General features: G+C 44.4%; 21 protein-coding genes and 9 tRNA genes. 10 read left to right on the top strand and 20 right to left on the bottom strand.

The genetic code is table 11. The features are described 5' to 3' along the window. Nucleotides 1–58: 58 nt before the first annotated feature. From dusC to gltX, 10 genes are all read right to left on the bottom strand, one after another. On the bottom strand, nt 59–997 hold the full coding sequence (dusC, locus tag AMBT_RS11480; protein ID WP_013784800.1) for a tRNA dihydrouridine(16) synthase DusC: 939 nt from the start codon (nt 995–997) through the stop codon (nt 59–61). 193 nt (nt 998–1190) lie between these two features. Continuing rightward, entirely contained in the window at nt 1191–1364 is a 174-nt protein-coding gene (locus AMBT_RS22210) for a DUF1289 domain-containing protein (RefSeq protein ID WP_083820154.1), read from the bottom strand. Then, entirely contained in the window at nt 1361–1594 is a 234-nt protein-coding gene (locus AMBT_RS11485) for a hypothetical protein (RefSeq protein WP_013784801.1), read from the bottom strand. The genes AMBT_RS22210 and AMBT_RS11485 overlap by 4 nt, the downstream gene beginning before the upstream one ends. A 67-nt stretch (nt 1595–1661) precedes the next feature. Next, nucleotides 1662–2600 carry a M14 family metallopeptidase gene (locus AMBT_RS11490; RefSeq protein ID WP_013784802.1) on the bottom strand — a complete coding sequence of 313 codons (939 nt, stop codon included), beginning with the start codon at nt 2598–2600 and terminating at the stop codon, nt 1662–1664. A gap of 128 nt (nt 2601–2728) precedes the next feature. Continuing rightward, a tRNA-Glu gene (locus AMBT_RS11495) sits at nt 2729–2804 on the bottom strand. A gap of 155 nt (nt 2805–2959) precedes the next feature. Further along, nucleotides 2960–3035 (bottom strand) — tRNA-Glu (locus tag AMBT_RS11500). 164 nt (nt 3036–3199) lie between these two features. Then, nucleotides 3200–3275, bottom strand: a tRNA-Glu gene (locus tag AMBT_RS11505). A gap of 166 nt (nt 3276–3441) precedes the next feature. Next, nucleotides 3442–3517 (bottom strand) — tRNA-Glu (locus AMBT_RS11510). 206 nt (nt 3518–3723) lie between these two features. Further along, a tRNA-Ala gene (locus tag AMBT_RS11515) sits at nt 3724–3799 on the bottom strand. 85 nt (nt 3800–3884) lie between these two features. Further along, nucleotides 3885–5294: a glutamate--tRNA ligase gene (gltX, locus tag AMBT_RS11520; protein WP_013784803.1), complete on the bottom strand. Its 1410-nt coding sequence runs from the start codon at nt 5292–5294 to the stop codon at nt 3885–3887. A gap of 313 nt (nt 5295–5607) precedes the next feature. Between gltX and AMBT_RS11525 the strand changes: the two genes are divergently transcribed. From AMBT_RS11525 to AMBT_RS11545, 5 genes are all read left to right on the top strand, one after another. Continuing rightward, a tRNA-Val gene (locus AMBT_RS11525) sits at nt 5608–5683 on the top strand. A gap of 183 nt (nt 5684–5866) precedes the next feature. After that, nucleotides 5867–5942: transfer RNA gene (locus AMBT_RS11530), tRNA-Val, on the top strand. 24 nt (nt 5943–5966) lie between these two features. Further along, nucleotides 5967–6042: transfer RNA gene (locus tag AMBT_RS11535), tRNA-Val, on the top strand. Between the two features lie 111 nt (nt 6043–6153). Next, nucleotides 6154–6229 (top strand) — tRNA-Val (locus tag AMBT_RS11540). Between the two features lie 326 nt (nt 6230–6555). Beyond that, on the top strand, nt 6556–8181 hold the full coding sequence (locus AMBT_RS11545) for a response regulator (RefSeq protein ID WP_013784804.1): 1626 nt from the start codon (nt 6556–6558) through the stop codon (nt 8179–8181). On the opposite strand, the gene AMBT_RS11550 is transcribed toward AMBT_RS11545, so the two are convergent. Next, on the bottom strand, nt 8169–8696 hold the full coding sequence (locus AMBT_RS11550) for a GNAT family N-acetyltransferase (RefSeq protein WP_041452953.1): 528 nt from the start codon (nt 8694–8696) through the stop codon (nt 8169–8171). The genes AMBT_RS11545 and AMBT_RS11550 overlap by 13 nt on opposite strands. A 76-nt stretch (nt 8697–8772) precedes the next feature. Beyond that, on the bottom strand, nt 8773–9741 hold the full coding sequence (gene moaA / locus AMBT_RS11555) for a GTP 3',8-cyclase MoaA (protein ID WP_013784806.1): 969 nt from the start codon (nt 9739–9741) through the stop codon (nt 8773–8775). Between the two features lie 300 nt (nt 9742–10041). Here moaA and AMBT_RS11560 point away from each other — a divergent pair, with 300 nt between their 5' ends. The 3 genes from AMBT_RS11560 (at nt 10042) to AMBT_RS11570 (ending at nt 13650) form a co-directional block, all read left to right on the top strand. Further along, nucleotides 10042–11844, top strand: a complete 1803-nt coding sequence (locus tag AMBT_RS11560) for an ABCB family ABC transporter ATP-binding protein/permease (protein WP_013784807.1) — start codon at nt 10042–10044, stop codon at nt 11842–11844. A gap of 174 nt (nt 11845–12018) precedes the next feature. Next, a complete protein-coding gene (locus tag AMBT_RS11565) occupies nt 12019–12234 on the top strand; it encodes a DUF3820 family protein (RefSeq protein ID WP_013784808.1) in 216 nt (71 codons plus the stop codon). 384 nt (nt 12235–12618) lie between these two features. Further along, nucleotides 12619–13650, top strand: a complete 1032-nt coding sequence (locus AMBT_RS11570) for an MFS transporter (protein WP_232363230.1) — start codon at nt 12619–12621, stop codon at nt 13648–13650. Between the two features lie 95 nt (nt 13651–13745). Here the strand turns inward: AMBT_RS11570 and AMBT_RS11575 are convergent, their stop codons facing one another. From AMBT_RS11575 to AMBT_RS11590, 4 genes are all read right to left on the bottom strand, one after another. Beyond that, the gene (locus AMBT_RS11575) at nt 13746–15089 is read right to left on the bottom strand and encodes a class II 3-deoxy-7-phosphoheptulonate synthase (protein WP_013784810.1); all 1344 of its coding nucleotides are present in this window, start codon (nt 15087–15089) and stop codon (nt 13746–13748) included. An 82-nt stretch (nt 15090–15171) separates the two neighbouring features. Further along, the gene (locus AMBT_RS11580; protein ID WP_013784811.1) at nt 15172–15945 is read right to left on the bottom strand and encodes an ATP-binding cassette domain-containing protein; all 774 of its coding nucleotides are present in this window, start codon (nt 15943–15945) and stop codon (nt 15172–15174) included. After that, complete coding sequence (locus AMBT_RS11585) at nt 15942–16910, bottom strand: FecCD family ABC transporter permease (protein WP_013784812.1); 969 nt, start codon at nt 16908–16910, stop codon at nt 15942–15944. The genes AMBT_RS11580 and AMBT_RS11585 overlap by 4 nt, the downstream gene beginning before the upstream one ends. Before the next feature lie 2 nt (nt 16911–16912). Then, a complete protein-coding gene (locus AMBT_RS11590) occupies nt 16913–17380 on the bottom strand; it encodes a low molecular weight protein-tyrosine-phosphatase (protein WP_013784813.1) in 468 nt (155 codons plus the stop codon). A 94-nt stretch (nt 17381–17474) separates the two neighbouring features. Here AMBT_RS11590 and pepE point away from each other — a divergent pair, with 94 nt between their 5' ends. Then, the gene (pepE, locus tag AMBT_RS11595) at nt 17475–18197 is read left to right on the top strand and encodes a dipeptidase PepE (RefSeq protein ID WP_013784814.1); all 723 of its coding nucleotides are present in this window, start codon (nt 17475–17477) and stop codon (nt 18195–18197) included. Here pepE and bioD read toward each other — a convergent pair. From bioD to bioB, 4 genes are read right to left on the bottom strand one after another with little or no spacing between them, the layout of a single operon-like run. Then, nucleotides 18168–18839 (bottom strand): dethiobiotin synthase, encoded by a 672-nt coding sequence (gene bioD / locus AMBT_RS11600; protein WP_013784815.1) that lies wholly within the window; start codon nt 18837–18839, stop codon nt 18168–18170. The two genes, pepE and bioD, sit on opposite strands and share 30 nt — an antisense overlap. Beyond that, nucleotides 18836–19735, bottom strand: a complete 900-nt coding sequence (locus tag AMBT_RS11605; protein WP_013784816.1) for a methyltransferase domain-containing protein — start codon at nt 19733–19735, stop codon at nt 18836–18838. The genes bioD and AMBT_RS11605 overlap by 4 nt, the downstream gene beginning before the upstream one ends. After that, complete coding sequence (locus AMBT_RS11610; RefSeq protein ID WP_013784817.1) at nt 19732–21105, bottom strand: aminotransferase class I/II-fold pyridoxal phosphate-dependent enzyme; 1374 nt, start codon at nt 21103–21105, stop codon at nt 19732–19734. Before AMBT_RS11610 ends, AMBT_RS11605 begins: the two co-directional genes overlap by 4 nt. Next, nucleotides 21105–22223 carry a biotin synthase BioB gene (gene bioB / locus AMBT_RS11615; RefSeq protein WP_013784818.1) on the bottom strand — a complete coding sequence of 373 codons (1119 nt, stop codon included), beginning with the start codon at nt 22221–22223 and terminating at the stop codon, nt 21105–21107. Before bioB ends, AMBT_RS11610 begins: the two co-directional genes overlap by 1 nt. A 98-nt stretch (nt 22224–22321) precedes the next feature. Between bioB and bioA the strand changes: the two genes are divergently transcribed. Then, nucleotides 22322–23599 (top strand): adenosylmethionine--8-amino-7-oxononanoate transaminase, encoded by a 1278-nt coding sequence (gene bioA / locus AMBT_RS11620; protein WP_013784819.1) that lies wholly within the window; start codon nt 22322–22324, stop codon nt 23597–23599. Nucleotides 23600–23705: the final 106 nt, after the last annotated feature.

The following is a 23705-nucleotide window of genomic DNA, read 5'->3' on the forward strand; positions in this document are numbered from 1 at the left end:
GTTTTAGTTTTTTTAAGCGACATCAACAAAACACCACGGTTGATATGTTTTAAATAGTCTAGTGTGAGGCTTGCCTGGCTAATACATCTACAATTTCTTGTGATTTTGATAATCGCCTGATGTCGTTAAACAATAATTCAGCTTCAGGGTACTGCCTTTTTAAATAGCCACACCACTGCTTTATTCGGTTTGGGTAGTATTTGCCCTTATCGCCGTAGATTTCGTAGCCCGAATAGCGGATAAGCAACGCGGCCACATCTTCCCATGCCATAGGCGGTTCGCCATCACGAATACACCTTGCTAGGTTTGGCATGGCAAGTGCCCCCCTACCTACCATTAAGTTGGTGCAGGCGGATTGCTCCTGGCAACGCTTGCCGTCTTCTTCATTCCATATTTCGCCATTGGCCACTAATGGAATATCGGTATTTTGCTTTATTTTAGCGATCCAATCCCAGTAAGCTGGCGGCTTATAGCCTTCCGTCTTTGTTCTGGCGTGCACAACTAGCTCAGATGCGCCCGCTTCGGTTATAGCGATAGCATTTTCTACGGCAAGAGATTTATCTTCAAATCCCAACCGAATTTTAGCTGATACAGGTTGTGAGGCTGGTACGGCATCACGAACCGCTTTTACGATGTCATACAAAGCTTGGGTTTCTTTTAACAGAACCGCCCCGCCTTTACTTTTATTGACGGTTTTTGCAGGGCAGCCAAAATTTAAATCTACACCCGGTGAACCCAAATCAACCGCAGTGTGAGCATTTTCTGCCAGCCATTGTGGATGCTGCCCTAATAATTGCACGCGCACAGGCACGCCGTTAGGGGTTTTGCCGCCATTATGTAGTTCGGGACATAGTTTGTAGAAGGTTTTATTGGGAAGTTTTTGATCAACTACTCTAACGAATTCAGTTACACACTGATCGAACCCACCCACATGAGTAAGCATATCTCGCATTAAATGGTCGACAACACCTTCCATAGGCGCCAGCATGATTTTCATAACTAAAATTTCGCTAAAACTGAGTGATTAAAATGGGCGCGAGAGTGTAGCAAAGTGCGGGTTATATGACCATGCTATTTAAGTGTCGATAAGAATTTGTGTACGTTTTTTTGACTGTCCGATTTTATACACATTGATGCGTTGCTTGAGAGAAGTTTGAGTGACTGTCCAAGATTTAAGTTTGTGTCTAACCTTAACTTGAGTGTGTGTCCAACTTTTGTTGTTCTAGGCGGGTGAGGATGTTTTGTTTTTGCTGTGTGCTGTAATTCGACCAGTTGGTAATTTCTTTGATTGTACGTTTACAACCGGTGCATACTTCGTCTTCGTCTAGTTTACAGTTGGCAATACAGGGTGAAGTAATACTCACGAATATTTGGCCTTAAGGTTTAGTTTATTACTGGCATTTTCTTTAGCTACAAGAGTTGCTTGCAGCATAACATCAATTACTTTTTGCGTAGGTTCTTTGGCGGTCCACATACAAACATGCACACCAAACTTCGTATTTAAGAATGCGTCGAACTGGGCTTTATCTTCATAATCCCCCGTCACTAGTTGTTGTTTATAACCATCATAAATTAATGCAGAAAATGTAAACACGTAAGCCTCCTCATCGAGAAGGCCCAACTATACATCTAGACGTCTAAACATTCAAACATCTAAACGTCTATTTTATATATTTCAACGCAGCAGTTATTACAGCCACTTGGGCAGCGTTACAATTTTCAGCCGTTGCATTAGCGCTATCAGGATAAACTTCTGTTGTGGTTACATAAGCTGCACCTGTCATACCGCCGCAAAGATACAATGCTTTTTTGTCGTAACAAATCACACCTTCAGACAGTAAGTCAGCACCTATAATTTTGCCACTTTCATCCGCAGGCGCGATATGAGTTATTTGCTTAACTGCATCAATAATAGCTTCCTGAAATTGTTTTTGTGGATTCGGGGTATTAGCCACCAAATAAAAGCCATCAGGAATATTCCAATTATCATGAGTCGTTGCATCTCTTGCTGCTAATGCAGGCCTAAACTCACTGTTGTCTGTATCAGTGGTTTCATGTAAATCGATATGCAATGTAAATGGTAAGTTCAACGATTCAACAAATGCCATTAGCTGGGCTGACTCAGGTGCCGGAGAATTAGGGTAAAATGAACGATTAGGATCTAACGCATACTGATCCCAACGGTTAATCGTCTCATAACCCCAAGGGCTAACGCACGGTACAACAATGATGGTGAAATCTTCTGCGTAATCACTTAATTTAGTATTGATAAACTGAAGTGCGCCCTGCACACCACTGGTTTCATACCCATGTACCCCTCCAGTAACTAGCACCGCAGGCTTAGCTGCATCAATATTTGTAGGCATATCTTTAGGGATATTTTTAGGCATATCTTTAGGAACTATGGCATACAACGGGTATCGAGACTCATCGTAAGGCAACGCGCCATACTGCTTTAATTCAAACCCTTCAGGAATACTGCCTAATTGCTTAAGCACTTCATCATTATACGAACGCTTAATCGTTTGGCGCTGTTTCCATTCTTCTTTCTCTTCTTCACCCCAAGGTTTTCCTGGCGTGCCGATAGGATAATTTTGCATAAATAACCTCTTTGTTAACACGGTTATATTATCAAGATGGTATTGGTTTGTATGTGGAATATCGATAAGAATGGCAGGAATTAAGCTGTAGAAACGAAAAAGCCAACCCGAAGGTTGGCTTAACGATATGGCGTCCCCAAGGGGATTCGAACCCCTGTTACCGCCGTGAAAGGGCGGTGTCCTAGGCCTCTAGACGATGGGGACAAAAAATCTTCTTTCAAAAGCTACGCTTTTGAGATTTTTTGTAAGGCGAATCGAGCTAAGCGACATTACCTTACAAAAACAAATTTTTGTCGCTGATAGTAACTTTTCAATTACTACCGGCCTATTTCACAGTTACGGACTGTGACACCGGAAAATGGCGTCCCCAAGGGGATTCGAACCCCTGTTACCGCCGTGAAAGGGCGGTGTCCTAGGCCTCTAGACGATGGGGACAGAAATTTTGCTAGTGAAGTAAAACTTCACTAAATTTCTGTAAGGAGAGGTGAGCTCTGCGAGCTGAGCGACATTACCCTTACAAAAACAAATTTTTGTCGCTGATAGTAACTTTCTAATTACTACCGGCCTATTTCACAGTTACGGACTGTGACACCGGAAAATGGCGTCCCCAAGGGGATTCGAACCCCTGTTACCGCCGTGAAAGGGCGGTGTCCTAGGCCTCTAGACGATGGGGACAGAAATTTTGCTAGTGAAGTAACACTTCACTAAATTTCTGTAAGGAGAGGTGAGCTCCGCGAACCGAACGACCTTATTACCTTACAAAAACAAATTTTTGTCGCTGATAGTAACTTTCTAATTACTACCGGCCTATTTCACAGTTACGGACTGTGACACCGGAAAATGGCGTCCCCAAGGGGATTCGAACCCCTGTTACCGCCGTGAAAGGGCGGTGTCCTAGGCCTCTAGACGATGGGGACAAAAAATCTTCTTTCAAAAGCTACGCTTTTGAGATTTTTTGTAAGGCGAAGCGAGCTCTGCGAGCTGAGCGACATTATCCTTACAATCAATCATTTTTGTAAGGAGAGGTGAGCTCCGCGAACCGAACGACCTCATCCTTACAAAACAATTTATGCCCGAAGGTAAAACCTTCAGCCTAAACCGCAATATAACTTGCAGTTAGATTTGGTGGAGCCAGGCGGGATCGAACCGCCGACCTCCTGCATGCCATGCAGGCGCTCTCCCAGCTGAGCTATGGCCCCGTTGTGTCATAGTCACTATTGTGTGACTGTTCCGTGACAGCGGGGCGCATTCTAGGCATCCACCCCATTTATGTCAACGGTTTTTTTATGAATTTTCTCTGTTTGCTATAAAAGTAAGCGCTTTGTCGATTCTCTCGCCAACTTTCTCTTTTGACAGCAAATTAAGGGTTACATCTAAGGACGGAGAATTGCCACTTCCGGTGGTAGCAACACGCAATGGCATCCCTACTTTACCCATACCCACTTCTAATTCTTCAGCTGTTGCATTAATAGCAGCCTGAATATTTTCCGGCTCCCACGCTTCAATAGCCATCAACTTCTCTTTTACTCGCTCTAGCGGCCCTCGTGCTACTGGGCGTAAATGCTTTTTGGCAGCGTTAGCATCAAATTCTTCATAATCTTGATAAAAGTAAGTAGAGATCTCAGCAAGTTCTTTTAACGTTTTTACTCTGTCAGCTTGAATAGCAATAACAGACTCGAGTGCAGGCCCCGCAGTTAAATCTATGCCTAAGCCATCAAAGTGCCATTTTAAGTGTGTGGCCACTTCACTGGCTGGTAGACTTTTAATGTAGTGCTGGTTCAACCAAATCAATTTTTCAGTATTAAATGCAGAAGCTGACTGGCCAATTGCATCTAAACTGAATAACTCAATCATTTCATCAAGAGTGAATATCTCTTGGTCACCATGTGACCACCCTAGCCTAACTAAATAATTCAGTACCGCTTGAGGCAAGAAGCCATCATCACGGTATTGCATAACACTTACTGCGCCATGACGTTTCGACAACTTTTTACCGTCATCACCTAAAATCATAGATACGTGAGCATATTCAGGTACAGGCGCACCTAATGCTTGCAGAATATTAATTTGACGGGGCGTGTTATTGATATGGTCTTCACCACGCACAACGTGTGTGATGCCCATATCCCAATCGTCTACTACAACGCAGAAATTGTAAGTTGGCGTGCCGTCGGTGCGCTGAATGATTAAGTCATCCAATTCACTATTGTTAATTTCGATTTTACCGCGTACGTGGTCGGTAATAACAACCGTGCCCTCTAATGGCGTTTTAAAGCGAATAACAAAAGGTTCGCCTTCGGGGTGATCTGTGCGGTCACGCCATGTGCCAGGGTAACGAGGTTTTTCACCACGATCTTTTTGCGCTTCACGAATAGCATCCAATTCTTCTGCACTCATAAAGCACTTATACGCTTTACCTTCGTCTAACAATTGTTGGATAAGGTCTTTATATCGGTCGAAACGATCGGTTTGATAGATAGGACCGGTGTCCCAAGTCAAACCAAGCCATTGCATGCCATCTAAAATTGCTTGCTTTGCTTCTTCTGTAGAACGTTCAATATCTGTATCTTCTATACGAAGTACAAATTCTCCGCCATTGTTTTTAGCAAGTAGCCAAGAATATAAAGCGGTGCGGGCGCCACCAACGTGAAGGTAGCCAGTAGGGCTTGGTGCAAATCGTGTTACAACCGACATGATAAAAACTCTCTATCTTTATTAGATTGTGAAATTGCGCGCATTCTACCAGTCTCCGCTTCACGACAAAAGCAGCACGATGCATTTGCTTGGTATATAGCTACCAATAGAAACTTATATTTATGCTTTAATGAAGTCTTGTTTGATAGCATGGCGTCGCATCACGCTTACAATTTCATCAATTCAGATAAAAAAAGCCCAAAATGTTCACTTTTCAGGCATACAGTCATTTTTCTTTCATTTTATTATTGACAGTATGAGAACCGACTCTATAATACCGCCCCACTTGCTTAGGCAAGATAATAAACAAGATGGACGCTTAGCTCAGTTGGGAGAGCATCGCCCTTACAAGGCGAGGGTCACTGGTTCAAGCCCAGTAGCGTCCACCACTTTTTTTTAAAAGTGTAAGGCGAGTGCCACTGGTTCAACAACTTCGTTGCGAGCCACAGCAGACGTCCACCACTTTTTTTAAAAGTGTCAGGCGAGTGCCACTGGTTCAATAACTTCGTTGCGATAACTTCGTTACGAACCATAGCAGACGTCACCAATTTTGTTTATTAGAAAAAGTATTCGGACGCTTAGCTCAGTTGGGAGAGCATCGCCCTTACAAGGCGAGGGTCACTGGTTCAAGCCCAGTAGCGTCCACCACTTTTGCTTCAAATCTGATATATCGGACGCTTAGCTCAGTTGGGAGAGCATCGCCCTTACAAGGCGAGGGTCACTGGTTCAAGCCCAGTAGCGTCCACCACTTTTTCTGAAAGTGTATGGCGAGTGCCACTGGTTCAACAACTTCGTTGCGATAACTTCGTTACGAACCATAGCAGACATCCACCACTTTTTGCTTCAAATCTGATATATCGGACGCTTAGCTCAGTTGGGAGAGCATCGCCCTTACAAGGCGAGGGTCACTGGTTCAAGCCCAGTAGCGTCCACCACTTCTCCTTATCTTCATACGATTAAAATATCACTGGTTCAACAACTTCGTTACGAACCATAGCAGACGTCCACCATCTCTCTTTATCTTTATACAATCAAAAATCACTGGTTCAATAACTTCGTTGCGATAACTTCGTTAGGAACCATAGTAGACGTCCACCACTCTTTCAAAAGAAAACTCATTTCCCCTGCCCTCTAGCTGTTTTTCATGCCGTGCACCGCAATCTTTGGGACACTATTTAACAATGGTGATAAGTTAATTCTTCTACTAAACTCCTACTAGGTTGTTTACACGAGTAAGCATTGACGCATATACGAGGTTGTAATGAACCTACAGTTGGCAAGACAAACCCGTTTATTAATAGCGGAAGATCAGGCTTTGGCAAAAAGCCATATGAAATATGCTTTGGAGCAACTTGGCTTCCAACATATCGATTATGTAGACCGTGCTGCGAACGCCCTTACCTCACTGCGCACTCGGCAATACGACGTCATTGTTTGCGCTTATGATTTAAGGCACGAACAAGGCGGCTATAATTTATTCGAGCAGCTGAAAACCGAAAAGATTATTCCTCTTACTACCGGTTTTATTTTTACTAGTGCCGATACTGCCATTGATGTGGTCCATGCAATAATCGAGATGCAACCCGACGAATTCTTAGCAAAACCATTTTCCGTTAACGAATTAGATAAACGACTTAGTAAAGTCGTCACCCGTAAAAAAATGTTTCACGATGTCTATCGTTACATGGATGAGCAGAATCCCGAACAGGCACTTAAAGAATTAGAGTTTATCTTAGTTGAGCCTAAGAACGCGGAACACTTCCCGTTAGCCCTAAAAACGAAGGGCGACTTATTGCTATTGAATAGACAGTTTGAAAACGCGAAGCTCTTTTACCAATCAATCATCAATATTCAAAATTTTACATGGGCAAAGCTTGGCCTCGTTCAGTGTTACATTCACCTAGATGAGTTTGATGATGCAGAACGAGACCTTATTCAGCTAGCGCTACAACCTGAAAGTATGCTGAGCGCATATGATTTATTAGCAGAGCTGCAAATTAAGTTAGAAGCGTATGATGAAGCGCTGGAATGTGTGAATGTGGCCAGCGACATTTCACCTCGAAATGTGATGCGTCATATTACTGCAGTGCAACTTGCTAGGCTAACCCACGACTATAAAGGGCAATTTAACAGCGCAAAAAAAGTGGTTCGTTTCGGTAAGAATTCAGTGCACGACACCCCTGAGATGTACTTGTCTGTTGCCAGAGCGGGTATTGATTTTGCGATGACGGCAGAAACCTCGCAAACAAACAAAATTATCAAGCAATCCAATGAATATCTGCGCCAATTAAAAAGCGCCTACCCAAAGGTGAATCTTGACCACCAACTGCAAGTTATTAGCGCACGAATTCACTATCTAAAAGATGAAAACGATAAAGCAAAAGATCTGCTTGATGCCTTAGATATTGATAACCTGGAAGAACAGTCTGTCGAAACGCTACTTGATTCCGCAAAAGCGTTTCACGATTTAGGATTAAGAGGGAGCGCTCTCAAATTACTCGATAAAGCGACGTTACGGCAAAAAGAGTTGGATGCACCAAACAGTTTACTTAGCCGTTATATCAACCAAGAAGTTGAAGAGAAAACAGCAATATCAATAAGCCCTAAAAACCTCAATGACGTGGCGGTAGTGCAGTATAAGCGTGGCGAACTGGCAAAATCTTACAAAACCTTCGAGCAAGCATTTAGGGTTATGCCCCGAAACCCTGCCATTGCGTTAAACCTTCTGCAAGCGTCGGCAATGCGACGCTCTCGTGAAGGTAAAGCGGAAGGCAATATGAACGCGGTAATGAAGAGGTGCCGCTTTACGCTGGAAAGTGCTTCTCTATCTGAAGAACAAAGTCAGCGCTACGAAACGGTTAAAGGGCTATTAGATCAGGTGGTGTAAACCACAACCTTCTCTTGATAAAGATTATCTTTATATTCAATTTCGTGGCTAAAGGTCATGCCTATTTTTTCCATCACTTTGATTGAATTTAAATTTTCAGGTTTTGCCATAGCACAAAATTTGTCGATACCAATTTGATACAGGGCATCTTTCACTTGCATCGCTGCTTCTGTGGCATATCCCTTCCCCCAACTGGCTTGTTTGAAACGCCAGCCAAGTTCAATATTATCAATCTCAGGATTTTTAGTGAAAAAGCCAAAAGGCCGAACTAAAACCCAGCCAATATCCTCTTCACTTTCTTTTTCTTGCACTCGCCATAATCCCCAGCCAAGGGCTGGATTTGAATATGCTTGAAAGCGTGGTACGAAGGTGTTGGTAATATCTTCACGAGATGTTTTCTGACCGTCACTGATAAATCGCATTACTTCCTCATCTTGATCAAGCTCCCACAGGAACTCTACATCAGCGTCGGTGATATAATGGAAAGACAGGCGCGCGCTATCTTCAATAAACATAGATTTCCCTTTCCAATCATTATTACAAGCAACTTTATACTGCTGCTTTCGTATTTTTTGGGCAACGAACGTAAATTTAGCCACCTAACATAGCTAAGTGCTTCGTTGCTCCAGTATTACCTTCATGCAAAAAGTGCGTTGCATGCTTCTCACCTAAGCACTCAACTAAAAACTGTTGTAGTCCTACTACATCTTGGTCGGCTAGTAGGTGTCGCATATCAATACCGTGCTCACTAAATAAGCACAAATGTAATTTACCATTGGCGGCAACGCGAAGTCGATTACAACTTTTACAAAAATCTTTGCTGTACGGCATGATAAGACCAATTTTACCGGCATAGTCAGGATGAAAGAATTCCTGTGCAGGGCCAGCATCTTTTCGTCTAACCATGGGTTGCCATCCGGCATCTATAAGCGTTTGCTTAAGTGGGGTTCCACCTTGATGCTGCGCTTTAAAGAAATGAGTAGTATCGCCGGTTTCCATCAACTCAATAAACCGCAATGTGACAGGCATCGTTTTCAGCCAATCAAGGAAGCGATTCAATCGTGCATCAGAAAAATCATTTAGCAGCACCGAATTTACTTTTACATCAAGACCAGCCTCAACCGCAGCGTCCAGCCCGGCTAACACTTGCTTTAATTTGTCTTGCCCTGTAATTGCCGCAAACTGCCTGGGATCTAAGCTATCTATGCTGACATTCACTTGGTGTAAACCCGCCTGTTTCCACGCGGCAGCATGTTCAGCCATACGACCACCATGGGTGGTCATGGCCACTCGCTTTATGCCGGGAGTATTTGCCGTTGCACTTAAAATATCGAGAAAGTCGCGGCGAAGTGTTGGCTCACCGCCAGTAAGGCGGACTTTTGACGTACCCAGCCCTGAAAAGGCACTCAATAGCGTGTTGATTTCGCCTAAGGAAAGAAAATGCTCACTGGAAGGACCTTGGTAGCCGTCAGGCAAACAATACTGACAGCGAAAATTACACGCCTCCGTTACCGATAAACGCAAATAATGGAATTGTCGCCCAAAGCTATCTTCTAACAAATTTTCTCCCTTTAGGGGTACGTAAAACAAATAATGTGATTAAATAGACTATGATGTCTTTTCGCCAGTTTACGCGGCTGCAAATAAGAATGAAATGTTTGATAACGCATAAATTAGAACGTTTTATCGTACCGTTAACTTATTTCTCTTAAATAAATATAACGGTTCACCGTAAACAATGTAGTTTAAAGTTCGTTAATCTATCACAATTCACCTTTATGCAGGGGCTTTCCTTCCTGCCTTCCGTTAACGTCTTCGTTTTACACCGTCACAAATATGCAGTGAGAACAATATTACACCATGCGAAAAAATCGATTTCCGCTAAACGAAAATGAGCCTATCAAATGGCAAGTGCTCAAGCAGTTGTGGCCTTACCTTCTTGAGTTCAAAGGTAGGGTAGCATTAGCGTTACTGTGCTTAGTCGCCGCTAAACTTGCCAGCATTGGTCTACCCTATGTACTCAAATACACGGTAGATAGTTTAAATGGGGATGTGGAAGCACTGGCCATTGCCGTACCTATCAGCTTAATTATTGCGTACGGCGCACTTAGGCTCACCAATGTTTTACTTGGCGAAGTACGAGACACCTTATTCGGACGTGTCACCGAACGCGCTATGCGCCGGCTAGGTTTAAAGGTATTTAATCATCTGCACAATCTAGATTTAGGCTTTCATTTAAACCGCAGAACGGGCGGCTTATCAAGAGATATTGAACGTGGCACAAATGGCGTAAGTTTCTTAATGCGGTTTATGGTGTTTAACATCGTGCCTACCCTTTTAGAGATTGGCTTAGTCGTGATATTGCTATTGATTCAGTTTGGCTGGTCGTTTGCGATGATCATTGTGGTCAGTGTCATCAGCTATGTCATGTTTTCGATGAAAGCTACCGATTGGCGCACGCGATTTGTGCAGCAAATGAATGAAGCTGACTCCACCACCAACTCACGCGCGGTAGACAGCTTACTTAACTTTGAAACCGTAAAGTATTTCAACAATGAGCGCTTCGAAGCAAATCGATACGATACAGATTTAGCTGGCTGGGAAAAAGCCAGGCGTAAAAATCGGTTATCACTGTTTGCCTTAAATGGCGGACAGGCCAGCATTATTGCCCTAGCAATGACAGCCATGATGGCGAATGCAGCTTATGGCGTAATGGAAGGCGAGATGACCATTGGTGATTTCGTGCTAATTAACGCCTTCACCATGCAAATATTTATGCCTCTCAATTTCTTGGGCTTTGTGTATCGGGAAATCCGTGGCTCGCTAGCGAACATTCAAAACTTGTTTTCCCTGCTATCCCAAAAACCCGCAATTGAAGATAAACCCAATGCTACCCACCTCTCAGCAAAACAGGCGAGCATACGTTTTAGTAACGTTCAATTTCACTATCAGCAAGCACGGCCTATTTTAAAAGGAATCAGCTTCGAGGTGCCATCAGGCGCCAAGATTGCTGTGGTTGGCGAAAGTGGTGCTGGAAAATCCACCATCATGAAGTTGCTGTTTCGTTTTTACGACCCCACCGAGGGTGGCATTTTCATAAACGGGCAGGATATTCGCGAACTTAGCCAACACAGTTTACGAAGCCATATCGGTATTGTTCCACAAGATACCGTGTTGTTTAATACATCCTTGGTAGAAAATATCCGTTACGGCAACCCTGATGCTAGCGACGAAGAAGTTACTCATGCTATTAAGCTTGCGCATTTAACCCAATTTGTTGAAAGCTTGCCAGACGGACTAGACACAACAGTAGGCGAACGTGGGCTAAAACTCTCTGGCGGCGAAAAACAGCGAGTTGCCATCGCTCGTGCGCTATTAAAAGGTGCGCCAATAATGATATTCGATGAAGCGACCTCTTCGTTAGACAGTCAATCTGAGCAAGCGATATTAGGCGCGCTGCGAGACGCCGCAAAGGGGCATACTAGCTTGGTTATTGCCCATAGGCTGTCTACTATCGTCGATGCCGATACCATCTTAGTGTTAAGCAAGGGCATGATTGCCGAACATGGCACCCACGAGACTCTTTTAGCACAACAAGGTATATACAATCGGCTGTGGGCTACTCAGCAGCGAGATTCAAATCATGAAGAAATGGGCCAATGAATACTAAAGAAGTGATGCGGCTTGAGGCTCTTACCGAATGTACCCATCCAGTATATTCGACATTTATATTCAAACCGTGAACACAAGTGCATATACCTGTTCATCGCAGACGAGAATATTGACACCTTGTAGGCACTCTAACAACCTAACGACATTAAAGTAATTTTGAGCAATATGGATCCAGAAGCAATAAAAAGTGCAATCAACCAAACCATGCCATTCGGAAAGTATGCAGGACGACGCCTGTTTCACCTACCAGAACCTTATTTAGTTTGGTTTAACAAACAAGGTTTTCCCGAAGGAAAGCTGGGGCAGCAACTCGCGCTCATGTACGAAATTAAACTAAATGGATTAGAGTCAGTTGTTGAGCCTCTACTTAATGACGACTAAGTTCGGCTCACTATTTAATTTTAATGATGCATAACAAGTAAGTGCGTCCCCCCTATTAACCTATTCCGAGTTTTTAAGCGCTGTGAATGATCCAGCTCACAAATCGATTTATGCAAAATAGAGATTAATCAAATACAAATTCATCATTTCTGTAATAAATAAAAACACCATAAAATACCTCCATTAACAGCTCACACAACATGTAGATATTATTATGGATCCCAAATCATCACCCTCTCTCACAACAGGTAAATTATTGCTCATGTCGAGCGCGGTGGCGGCTACCGTTGCTAATCTATATTACAATCAACCTATATTGCCGCAGATAGGCAAAGAACTGGGCTAAGTACCCACCAGCTCGGTGCAATTCCGTCCGCTGGCCAGATTGGATATGCTGTGGCCTTGTTATTTCTATCTCCTTTGGGCGACACCGTATCCCGTAAAACGATAATTGGTTTACTGTCTGTTTTGCTTGTTATCGCTTCACTCGTGGCATTTTCAACAACTAGCTTATTTATGCTCGTTGCCGCCTGTTTCACAATTGGTCTTGGGGCCAATATTACGCAACAAATTATTCCATTCGCGGCGTCCTTAAGTACACCAGAGAATAAAGGGAAAGTTATCGGTACTATCATGACAGGGCTAACCGTGGGCATATTATTGTCTAGAACCGTAAGTGGGTTTGTAGGAGAGTTATTTAACTGGCGCGCGGTGTTTCTCATGTCAGCACTACTAGCTACATGTTTTGGTATCTTGCTCTATTTATACTTACCTGCGAATAAACCCGCCAGCACAATGCCTTATCCCAAGTTAGTATTAAGTATGATTTCGCTAATAAAACAACATGCCGCGCTTCGTCAGTCTGCGTTAACCGGAAGCTTGTGGTTCGCTGCGTTTAATGCCTTGTGGGCTACCTTAGCTTTACATGTTCATGAGTCTCCTTTTAACTACAATGCACAACAAGCTGGGCTGTTTGGTGTAGTGGCATTGGCAGGTATTGTGGGTGCAAAAGTATCAGGGAGCTTGGTAAACAAAGTGGGCGTTCGCAATATGATAAATATAGCGTTGGGACTTATCTTTCTTGGGTTTACTATTTCAGGTTTGTTCGGAGAAAACTTATGGGGGTTAATTGTAGGTATAGTGCTTATCGATCTGGGGATATTCAGTGCCCAAGTGTCCAATCAAGTTCGCGTATTTTCAATCGACGTTTCAGCGCAAAGTCGAATAAATGGTATTTACATGCTGGGGTATTATCTCGGTGGTGCACTAGGCTCTTATGCTGGCCTCATTGCGTTTAACAGATTTTCTTGGCTTGGTGTGGTTGTGGTTAGCCTAGCATTTGTTAGTAGTGCGTTATTCGTTAATAATTTGAATCGCTCGCGCATTAAGAATCTTCATTCTCATACTAGCGTTTAGAGCTGTGCACGTAGGTGATGATTTAATCTAAAGGTCAGACAAAAAAAGGGTAAATCGACATGCGATTTACCCTTTTCACTCTGTTTTGTTAACGCTTATGCGTTGCGTAAATGGTCTGCCACTAAGAACGCCATTTCAAGTACTTGATCGGCGTTTAAACGCGGATCGCACTGGGTTTTATACGCTTGCGCTAAGTCTTCATCACTAATTTCATATGCACCGCCAGTACACTCAGTCACGTGTTGGCCAGTCATCTCAAGGTGAATACCACCAGCATGTGTGCCTTCATCGCTATGTGCTTGGAAGAACTGTTTAATCTCACGCAAAATGGCATCAAAATTACGAGTTTTGTAACCGCTTGATGCAGAGAACGTATTTCCGTGCATGGGGTCTGAACTCCATACTACGTGTCTACCTTCTGCTTTAACGCGGCGCAATAAGCGAGGTAAATTATCAGCTAAGTTATCAGCCCCCATACGGGTAATAAGGGTCAATCTACCTGGATCGTTATTCGGGTTAAGCGCATCAATCAAACGAATAAGTTCGTCTTCTTGCATGCTAGGCCCAACTTTCACACCAATAGGGTTGTGAATACCGCGGAAGAACTCAATATGGGCATGGTCTAGCTGACGGGTACGCTCACCAATCCAAATCATGTGCGCAGAGCAATCGTAAGGCTTACCCGTTAGCGTATCAATTCGCGTGAGGGCTTGTTCATAGTTAAGCAGTAATGCTTCATGCGACGTAAACAATGACGTTTCGTGCAATGTAGGGCTAGATTGGGAATTAATACCAATCACATCCATGAACGATAACGTATCTTGAATACGCACGGCCATATCATGATAGCGCTCTTTAAGCGGGTTGTTTTCAACAAATGCCATATTCCAACGATTTACTTCATGAAGGTCGGCTAAGCCACCTTGAGAAAAAGCGCGAAGTAAATTAAGCGTCGATGCACTGCGGTGGTACGCCTCAATCAAACGGTTCGGATCGGGGCGGCGAGCCGCTTCGTTAAACTCGAAACTATTAATGATATCGCCGCGGTAGCTTGGCAATGTAACACCATCACGGGTTTCGAAGTTTGATGAACGAGGCTTAGCATATTGACCCGCCATGCGAGCCACTTTTGTAACTGGACACCGACCTGCAAAGGTTAAAACAATGGCCATCTGAAGCAATACTTTAAAGGTATCGCGAATTTTTGGCGCATTAAATTCGTCAAACGATTCGGCGCAGTCACCGCCTTGAAGCAGAAAGCCTTTACCTAAACTAACCTCACCAAGTTGACGGCGAAGATCACGGGCTTCAGCGGCAAAAACCAGCGGTGGATATGTACTTAGCGTGTGCTCTACTTGTTTAAGTTGTGCCGCATCATCGTACTCTGGTTGTTGAAGGATAGGTTTTTGCCTCCAACTGTCTACTTGCCAATTACTCAAGGGGTTCTCCTGATTTAAGTGTTTTTACGTTTAGGCAAACGTTAATCTCGTTGTATGAGCGCTTATCTGTATGCGCGCCATTTTACCACATTTGATCTAATACAATAGGTGCGCAAACTTGAATATCTAGAAAGTCGTCGCGCTTATTCACTGCAAAATGACAATCAAAGGTATGTTCTAGGTTTTTAACCGACAATACCGACTCGGGTAAACCGAAACTTACGCTAGTACCCAACTTCATGAGCAGCATTTTATAACTATAGTTTGCGCTTAATGAAATGTCATGACTGCTTAGCACTAAGGTATTCCCTTTATTGCATAAGGCTTGAAACAGCGCCATCAATGCGTATTGATGGCGAATATCTACCCCTTGCAAGGGTTCATCTAACAATAAAAGCGCTTCCCCCCGCTTAATGGCAGGCCAAACTTGCAGCAGTGCACGGCAAATTTCAACGCGCTGACGCTCTCCACCTGAAAGTCGGTTTAAGGGCGTTTGATAAAAACCCGTTACTTCCAGTGTGGCCTCTAACAAACTGGGAAGTTCGAACGCCTGCTCACTTGAAAAAAACGAAAGGTATTCTCTTACTGATACCGCAAATACAGCTTCACTTTGCTGTGCTAATAAGGTTCTAAATGTTGCCAATGCACTTAGAGGCCATTGAGGTAGGGGTTGTTTTAGCAGTAAAGCCTCGCCATGTTCAGCGGGTAATACGCCTGCCATTATCGATAAAAGGGTAGATTTTCCAGCACCATTCGGCCCTAAAATATGGACGCAATCACCTTTATTGATATCAAGGGTGATATTCGTTAAACGCTTGTTCACGTTAATATTGCGCAATGAAATAACTGGGCTCATCGAAGCTGCCCTTTAAGTAATGCCCAAATGAGTAAAGGGCCACCGAGGGTGGCAGTGATCATCGATACCGGCAGGGTTATCGCACGCGTAAGTTCAGACATGAGCACCACAACAAGTAATAAACTGGCGCCACATAACGCGCTTGCTGGTAACAGTATTCTATTGTCATGGCCAAGAATAAGCCGAAGAATGTGGGGCACTAACAGCCCAACAAAGGCAATAGCACCCGCAATAGACACCGCCGCCCCTACCCCCACGGCGGTAGCAATAAGACTACGTTCGGTAAGTCGTTGCACATTCACGCCGCTACTTAACGCGGCTAAATCTCCAGCATACAGGCGATTGAATTTTGCAGATTGGCGTATTTGATACCATAAACTACCAACAATTAGTGGGCCGCTTAGCCATAAAATAGGCCACGTGGTTTGATAGACACTTCCCATCAGCCAAAACGTTAAATTACGCAATGATTGGGCATCACTAAACATGTACAACCAAGCAATAACTGCCCCACTCAAGGTAGAGATAGCAATACCCGATAAAATAACAGCAACCGCAGAACCCAGAAGTTTTCTAGCAAGACGATAAATAACAAACGTTGTTATTAGCGCACCAATAAAGCAGCCTAAAGGTAGTATGTAATGAAGATAAGGCTGTGCCCACAAAGGAGTAAGTAACAACAGGGATGCAGCCACTAGGCTGGCGCCGCTAGTGATACCAATAATACCTGGGTCTGCCAACGGATTGCGCAATACTATTTGAAGAGTGGCACCACTGACTGCTAATACACTACCTACTAAGATAGCGGTAATGATAAGCGGAATTTGAAGCTGTAGTGTGATGTGTTGTTTTAATGCCGTGGGTGAATCGGTTAGCCACACCGTGGCTAACACACCAACGGTTAGCAAGAAGGTAACACTACAAAGTAGGAAGGTGGCAGCCCTTCCCTTTAACACAGTGTGCATATCTAGCTCTGTTGAATATGTGCAATTAGCCCGTCAGAGGCCTCTTCAATTAAATCTAACACTAATTCAAAGCCCCGCTTTCCGCCATAATAAGGGTCGGGAACTTCTTTATCTTCACTGTTAGCGAAGTCTAAGAACAAGTGAATTTTTTCGTGGTGTTCAGGCGGCGACATTTCACGCAAATTGTCTAAGTTGCTATTATCCATCGCCAGAATGTAGTCGTACTTTTCGAAGTCTTTGTCATCTACCCGTCTACACTTTAAGCCTTTAAAGCTATAACCACGCTCTACGCCAACTGCTTGCGAGCGTTTATCGGGTTGTTTGCCAATGTGATACCCATGGGTTCCTGCAGAGCCTACGTCTAGTTTTAAACCAGCTCGAGCGGCCTTAGCAAGAAACACAGCTTCGGCCGTAGGTGAGCGGCAAATGTTACCCAAGCAAACGAATAACACCGATGTGTTCTGACCCATATAAAAATTCCTTTAAAACCAATAACGGCACTAAGCTAAACTTTATGTTAACTTTCACGTAAATAACGCCGTTTAAAAAAATTGTGGAGCAGTAATGACCGCACATGTATTAATGTTAAGTAGTTCTCGTCAGGGCGACGAAGCGTACCTTGAACATGCGAGAAGCCTTATTCTTGCACACTTAGGTGGCATTCGCGACCTACTATTTATTCCCTACGCAGCAGTGACACAAAGCTACGATAACTATGTCTCAGCTGTCGCAACAGCCCTGCCAGAATGTAATGTGACAGGGATTCATACCTTTGATCACCCTGTAAAGGTTATCAATAATGCAAAGGCAAATAATCAAGCCATTGTAGTAGGCGGCGGAAATACCTTCCATTTGATGCATACTATATACCAACAAAACTTATTGGAACCACTTCAGCACGCCATTGCTGAAGGCACGCCATATATTGGCTGGAGTGCGGGCTCAAATATTTGTGGGCAAAGCATTCGAACAACCAATGATATGCCAATTGTTGAGCCAGAAAGCTTTAATGCGCTCAATGTAGTTCCTTTTCAGTTGAATCCGCACTACAGCGATTATCACCCGCCGGGGCACAATGGTGAAACACGTGATCAGCGATTGGCTGAATTTACGGTGCTAAACCCCACCACACCCGTGGTAGCCATTCGTGAAGGTACCGCTCTTTCTTTGTCTAAGCAGCAATTAACACTGGTGGGTGAGAAAGGCGGGTTTATATTTTTAGGTAACGAAAAGCGCCCAATCGCGCCAAATGAAAATTTAACAGAGCTTTTGAATAGCAGTTTGTAGCGCTTCGGTACTTGGCGCGCTTGAAAATGGCACTTCCAGCAGCAGCGGTGCTGGCATAACGTTTTTAAGCGTAGCCAAATTGTCATCATATCTAGACATACAACCGGTGATATCGTTAGCTACCCAACCTACAATATTAAGCCCGTCATTTTGAATTGCTTGCGCGGTAAGTAATGCATGGTTTAAACAGCCCAGCTTCATACCCACCACTAAAATCACGTCCATTTTTAAGTCGCTAACCACATCTGAAAGAAACAGCGTATCGGTTAACGGTAATCGCCAACCTCCCGCTCCTTCCATCAACAATAAATCAGGAGTCTCTTGCTGTAGGCGAACTAGCCCTTCAACCACAGCTTCACTGGTTAATGTTACGCCCGCTTCTTTAGCTGCGATGTGCGGCGCAATCGGCGGAACAAACGTAATAGGATTGATAGAACTAATAGGCAGTTTAATACTACTTGCTTGCTGAATTTCAGATGCGTCTTCGTTTACCCAGTCGTTTCCCACTTTTTCACAGCCTGCCGAAATAGGTTTATAACCTAAGCTCGTTTTTTGCGCGCTTTCAGCGGCTTTTAGTAGATGGCAAGTAACGTAGGTTTTACCTACTTCGGTATCGGTTCCGGTAATGAAATACTGCTTCATGGTTTCTCTAGTCTGAAATGACACACTTTGTAAGTAAGGGGTAGCACGCCATCGACAGCGCTAATATTTTTATAGGCCAACGACAATTTCTTAATATCACTACGTGACAGCGATTGCTGTTTAGCGCCCGTAGCCCCCGCCCCTACGTTTTTAATTGAACGAAGTAAAGAAAGTACATCTTGGTGCTCATCAACATAATCTTTATTAATAAGACGGCTAACCCGCAGCCCAGCCCCAAGAAACGAATTAAGCCACAACCTAGCTTCGGGCAAACGTGTTACCGCAGCAGGTAGTTGGGCAACACTTCTCGCTTTTTGAAGCTCAGAAAAAGAACCACTCACCATAATGGCAATTTCCGCCATGCCCGATGGCTTAAGTACGCGGTAAAGTTCGCTAGCCACTGCTTGCGGGCTGTTACACCACTGCAATGCCATAGAGGAGAATACCGTACTAAAGCAGCTATTTTGAAATGGTAGAGACTGTGCCGACCCCTGCTTGAAATTAACATCAGGGAAGCGGGCTTGTGCTCTGTGTACCATGCCTGGTGCAATATCTACCCCGGTGACGTTAGCGCCACGTTGCTGAAGTTCGTCACTATGGGCTCCCGTTGCACAGCCAATATCAAGTAAGTCGCCTTTTAAAGAAATAGGTAAGTTGTTTAACCCTGCCTGCGCAATTTCGCACTGAATATGCGCTTCGTTATCGTACTTATTTGCGGCTTTTGAAAATTGCTTCGCGATCACCGCTTCACTGATCCCGCTTTCAGATTGTGAGTCTAATAAACCATCGGAGTGACTAGCAGCATGCACTGCAACTGCGCCCTGTTGGCAAAGCGGTTGAGATAAATCTTGTTTAAGCGGCTGTGGCGCTTGTTTAGCTAAAGATTGCGGGCTCATGATATCGACTCCATCGCAAGGGCAATAGCATCAACAAGTACGTCTATATCTTGCTGGGTATGAGTAGCGCTTAGTGTAATGCGCAATCGGTCTTCCCCTTTTGGTACGGTAGGGTAGCGAATAGCAGGTATCCATATGCCTCGACTTTTTAGGCCATCACTTAATGCTAAAGCGCGCTCAGGGCTACCTACAATAATAGGTTGGATTGCACTATGTGAATTAGCCAAGACTAAATCATGATGGGTATTTGACGAAGCTTTGATTGACGAAGCTTTGATTGACGAAGCGTTGTTCGATGACGCTTTGAGTATGTGTCCATTTTCGTCTTCGCTGTCATCATTGCTACAACGTGCACTCCCGATTTGGGTACTAAACCGTTCACGAAAATACGCGATATTGTGATTCAAGGCATCGGTTCGACTTGAATCAGCGGCAATATGGGTTAACGAATATAATGTTGCTACTGCTTGGGCCGGTGGCATGGCAGTGGAATAGACATAATGCTTGGCAAAATTGACTAGGTAATCAATGAGCGCCTGGCTTCCAGCTATAAACGCACCTGCGGTTCCTACGGCTTTACCGAAGGTGCCCATCACGATAGGAACATCGGTTTGAGACAACGCCTGCGCTTCAACGCTGCCCAGCCCGTTTTCACCTAATACACCCATACCATGGGCATCGTCTACCATTAGCCATGCTTTGTTTTGCTTTGCTATACCCGCCATATCACGAAGGGGGGCGCTGTCGCCGTCCATACTGAATACACCTTCAGTGACGACTAACTTGTCACTGTTACTTGTGGTATCAACCTTTTCTAATAAATTGGATAGGTGAGCTAAATCGTTATGCCTAAAGCGACGCAGCTTGGCTTTGGTTGCCATAGCACCTTCAAGGAAGGAGGCATGCATAAGCCGATCGGCAAAAATTTCACCGGAATGTTTAATGCCGGCTGCGGCACTTGGGGTTTGATTACTAGCACTTTTATTACTAGCGCTTTGATTATGAGCACCACTAAATAGCGCCATACATAATGCTTGGTTAGCCGCAAAACCCGAATTAAACAACAACGCAGCGTCTCGATTTAAACCGTCGGCAATGTACGCCTCAAGAGCCAAATGTGCTTGGGTATGGCCCGTTACCAGGGGCGAAGCACCGCTGCCACCACCAAATTGTGCCAAGCCTTCTACCCAGCTTTGCAACACGCCTTCGTGTTGCCGCATGCCAAGGTAATCGTTACTGGCAAAATTTAAATAGTGCTCACCATCAATACAGATAATGTTGTCTTTTTCGTATTGCTGGCATACCCGCTTGCGCAGGTAACCTCGCTGAGCCCGCTCACTTAAGCGGGCTTCAAGCCAATCGAAGGCCATTATGCCTCCGCGGGCTGCTGTTTTTGTTTACGCGGTGCGCTAGCGTCGTAAAATAAATCGCTAGCATCAGAACCTTGTTCTTGTTGCTGCGCAATTTCTTCTTCTAAGACTTGCTGATGTGCTTCATCAGAAAAATCGCGAGTACGTTCGGTGTTTATACCTAACTTCTTAAACAAGATAACGTCTTCGTGGGTGTCAGGGTTAGACGTAGTCAGCAACTTACAACCGTAGAAAATAGAGTTCGCACCGGCCATAAAGCATAGCGCTTGCATCTGTTCATTCATGGCTTCACGGCCTGCTGATAAACGCACATGAGATTTAGGCATCATGATACGGGCTACCGCGATGGTGCGGATAAACTCGAAATAATCTAAATCTTCTAAACTGGCTAGTGGCGTACCTTTTACTTTAACCAACATGTTAATTGGCACACTTTGCGGTTGTTCCGGCAAGTTCGCTAATTGAATCAATAAGCTAGCTCTGTCGCCCGCGGTTTCGCCCATACCCACAATACCGCCAGAACACACATTCATGCCTGCCGCGCGTACGTTTTCAAGGGTGTTTAGTCTGTCTTGATAGGTACGAGTGGTAATGATATCGCCGTAGTATTCAGGCGAGGTATCAAGGTTGTGGTTGTAATAATCTAGACCAGCCTGTTTAAGCGCTACCGCTTGGTCGCGGGTTAACATGCCAAGGGTCATGCAGGTTTCAAGGCCAAGTTGTTTAACCTCTTCCACCATTTTTACAATATAAGGCATATCTCTGTCACGTGGGTTACGCCATGCAGCACCCATACAAAAACGAGTAGAGCCTACTTGCTTGGCTTCTTTTGCTCGTTCAATCACTTTTTCAATTTCAAGCAAGCGCTCTTTTTCTAAGCCGGTATCGTAACGCGCGCTTTGCGGACAATATTTACAATCTTCCGGGCATGCACCGGTTTTAATCGACAACAAGGTGCTTACTTGTACTTCGTTTGGATTGAAGTGTTGTCTGTGAACTACCTGCGCTTGAAACAGCAAGTCGTTAAATGGCAAGGCATATAGCGCCTCTACTTCGGCTTGTGACCAATCGTGACGAATTGTATTATTTTGCGCGTCAGGCGCTGAAGCCAGAGTCATTGACTGTCCTTTACTAATTAAGAATGCTGGCTTAGTCTATGCTGCAAACACGAGTTGTCAACTCTGACCATTTCAAAAGCTTTACTAACGGTTGAATTTTGAACAATATAGATTTTGATAAAAAACACATTTGGCATCCTTATACGTCAGCAACCAACCCTTTGCCTTGCTATGAAGTGGTTGGCGCTAAAGGAGCAGAGCTTACGCTTTCAACGGGCGACGTTTTAGTAGATGGCATGTCGAGTTGGTGGGCGGCCATTCACGGTTACAACCACCCTGTATTAAACCAAGCGGCCCACAGCCAAATAGATGCTTTTTCCCATGTGATGTTTGGCGGTATTACCCACCAGCCAGCGGTCGACCTATGTCGCACGCTTCTAGAAATGGTGCCTGATGGTCTTGAACGGGTCTTTTTAGCCGACTCCGGCTCGGTCTCGGTAGAAGTGGCTATCAAAATGGCCATTCAATACTGGGCGTGCCAAGGCCGCCCTGAAAAATCACGCATCGTGGCACCGCGTAATGGTTATCATGGCGATACGTTTGCGGCCATGTCGGTATGCGATCCGGTAAACGGCATGCACAGCTTATTTGAGAGTGTATTAAGCAAACAACTATTTGCCCCAGCCCCACAAACCCGTTTCGGCCAGACGTTCAGTGAAGACGACATTTTACCTTTAGCCGAGCTGTTCGAAAATCATCATCATGAAATGGCAGCGCTTATTCTTGAGCCCGTAGTTCAAGGTGCGGGCGGTATGCGTATTTATCACCCTGAATATTTAAAACGCTGCCGCCAACTCTGCGACAACTACGACGTGCTACTTATCTGTGATGAAATCGCTACGGGATTTGGGCGAACAGGCAAGCTATTCGCCTGTGAACATGCCGGCATTTCGCCAGACATTATGTGTTTAGGAAAAGCTATTACTGGCGGTTACATGACCCTAGCGGCCACCCTATGTACTGAAGATGTAGCGTTGGGTGTTTGCCAAGGCTCCCCCGGTGTATTCATGCATGGACCTACTTATATGGGTAACCCATTGGCTTGCGCCGTGGCAAACGCCAGCTTGGCACTTATTAATGAAAATCACTGGCAGCAACAAATCCCCGCCATTGAGAAACAATTACACACTGAACTGTCAAAATGTGCCAATCTGCCTACGGTAGCCGATTTAAGAGTGCTAGGCGCAATAGGTGTTATTGAAACCGTTCACCCTGTTAACGTGGCCGATATTCAGCGTCATTTTGTAAAACAAGGTGTGTGGATACGGCCTTTTGGTAAGCTGGTATACATTATGCCTCCGTACATCATTAGCCCAGACCAGCTGAGCAAACTCACCCATGCTATTTACACTTATTTAAGCCGGACAGTAAGGTGACTTATAAGGTTAAAAAACAAGGCAAAAAATAGGGGTGAAAATTAAGGGGTGCGATGACTGGTCTAATAAAATTTATATGCTTTTAATTGCTGAAAAATAACTTTAG

Source organism: Alteromonas naphthalenivorans, from assembly GCF_000213655.1.
Taxonomy (GTDB): Bacteria; Pseudomonadota; Gammaproteobacteria; order Enterobacterales; family Alteromonadaceae; genus Alteromonas; species Alteromonas naphthalenivorans.

Bases quoted from the DNA above. Each gene is read 5' to 3' on its own strand.
- dusC (WP_013784800.1), bottom strand. From the start codon at position 997: ATGAAAATCATGCTGGCGCCTATGGAAGGTGTTGTCGACCATTTAATG.
- AMBT_RS11490 (WP_013784802.1), bottom strand. From the start codon at position 2,600: ATGCAAAATTATCCTATCGGCACGCCAGGAAAACCTTGGGGTGAAGAA.
- gltX (WP_013784803.1), bottom strand. From the start codon at position 5,294: ATGTCGGTTGTAACACGATTTGCACCAAGCCCTACTGGCTACCTTCAC.
- AMBT_RS11545 (WP_013784804.1), top strand. From the start codon at position 6,556: ATGAACCTACAGTTGGCAAGACAAACCCGTTTATTAATAGCGGAAGAT.
- AMBT_RS11550 (WP_041452953.1), bottom strand. From the start codon at position 8,696: ATGTTTATTGAAGATAGCGCGCGCCTGTCTTTCCATTATATCACCGAC.
- AMBT_RS11560 (WP_013784807.1), top strand. From the start codon at position 10,042: ATGCGAAAAAATCGATTTCCGCTAAACGAAAATGAGCCTATCAAATGG.
- AMBT_RS11565 (WP_013784808.1), top strand. From the start codon at position 12,019: ATGGATCCAGAAGCAATAAAAAGTGCAATCAACCAAACCATGCCATTC.
- AMBT_RS11580 (WP_013784811.1), bottom strand. From the start codon at position 15,945: ATGAGCCCAGTTATTTCATTGCGCAATATTAACGTGAACAAGCGTTTA.
- AMBT_RS11585 (WP_013784812.1), bottom strand. From the start codon at position 16,910: ATGCACACTGTGTTAAAGGGAAGGGCTGCCACCTTCCTACTTTGTAGT.
- AMBT_RS11590 (WP_013784813.1), bottom strand. From the start codon at position 17,380: ATGGGTCAGAACACATCGGTGTTATTCGTTTGCTTGGGTAACATTTGC.
- pepE (WP_013784814.1), top strand. From the start codon at position 17,475: ATGACCGCACATGTATTAATGTTAAGTAGTTCTCGTCAGGGCGACGAA.
- bioD (WP_013784815.1), bottom strand. From the start codon at position 18,839: ATGAAGCAGTATTTCATTACCGGAACCGATACCGAAGTAGGTAAAACC.
- AMBT_RS11605 (WP_013784816.1), bottom strand. From the start codon at position 19,735: ATGAGCCCGCAATCTTTAGCTAAACAAGCGCCACAGCCGCTTAAACAA.
- AMBT_RS11610 (WP_013784817.1), bottom strand. From the start codon at position 21,105: ATGGCCTTCGATTGGCTTGAAGCCCGCTTAAGTGAGCGGGCTCAGCGA.
- bioB (WP_013784818.1), bottom strand. From the start codon at position 22,223: ATGACTCTGGCTTCAGCGCCTGACGCGCAAAATAATACAATTCGTCAC.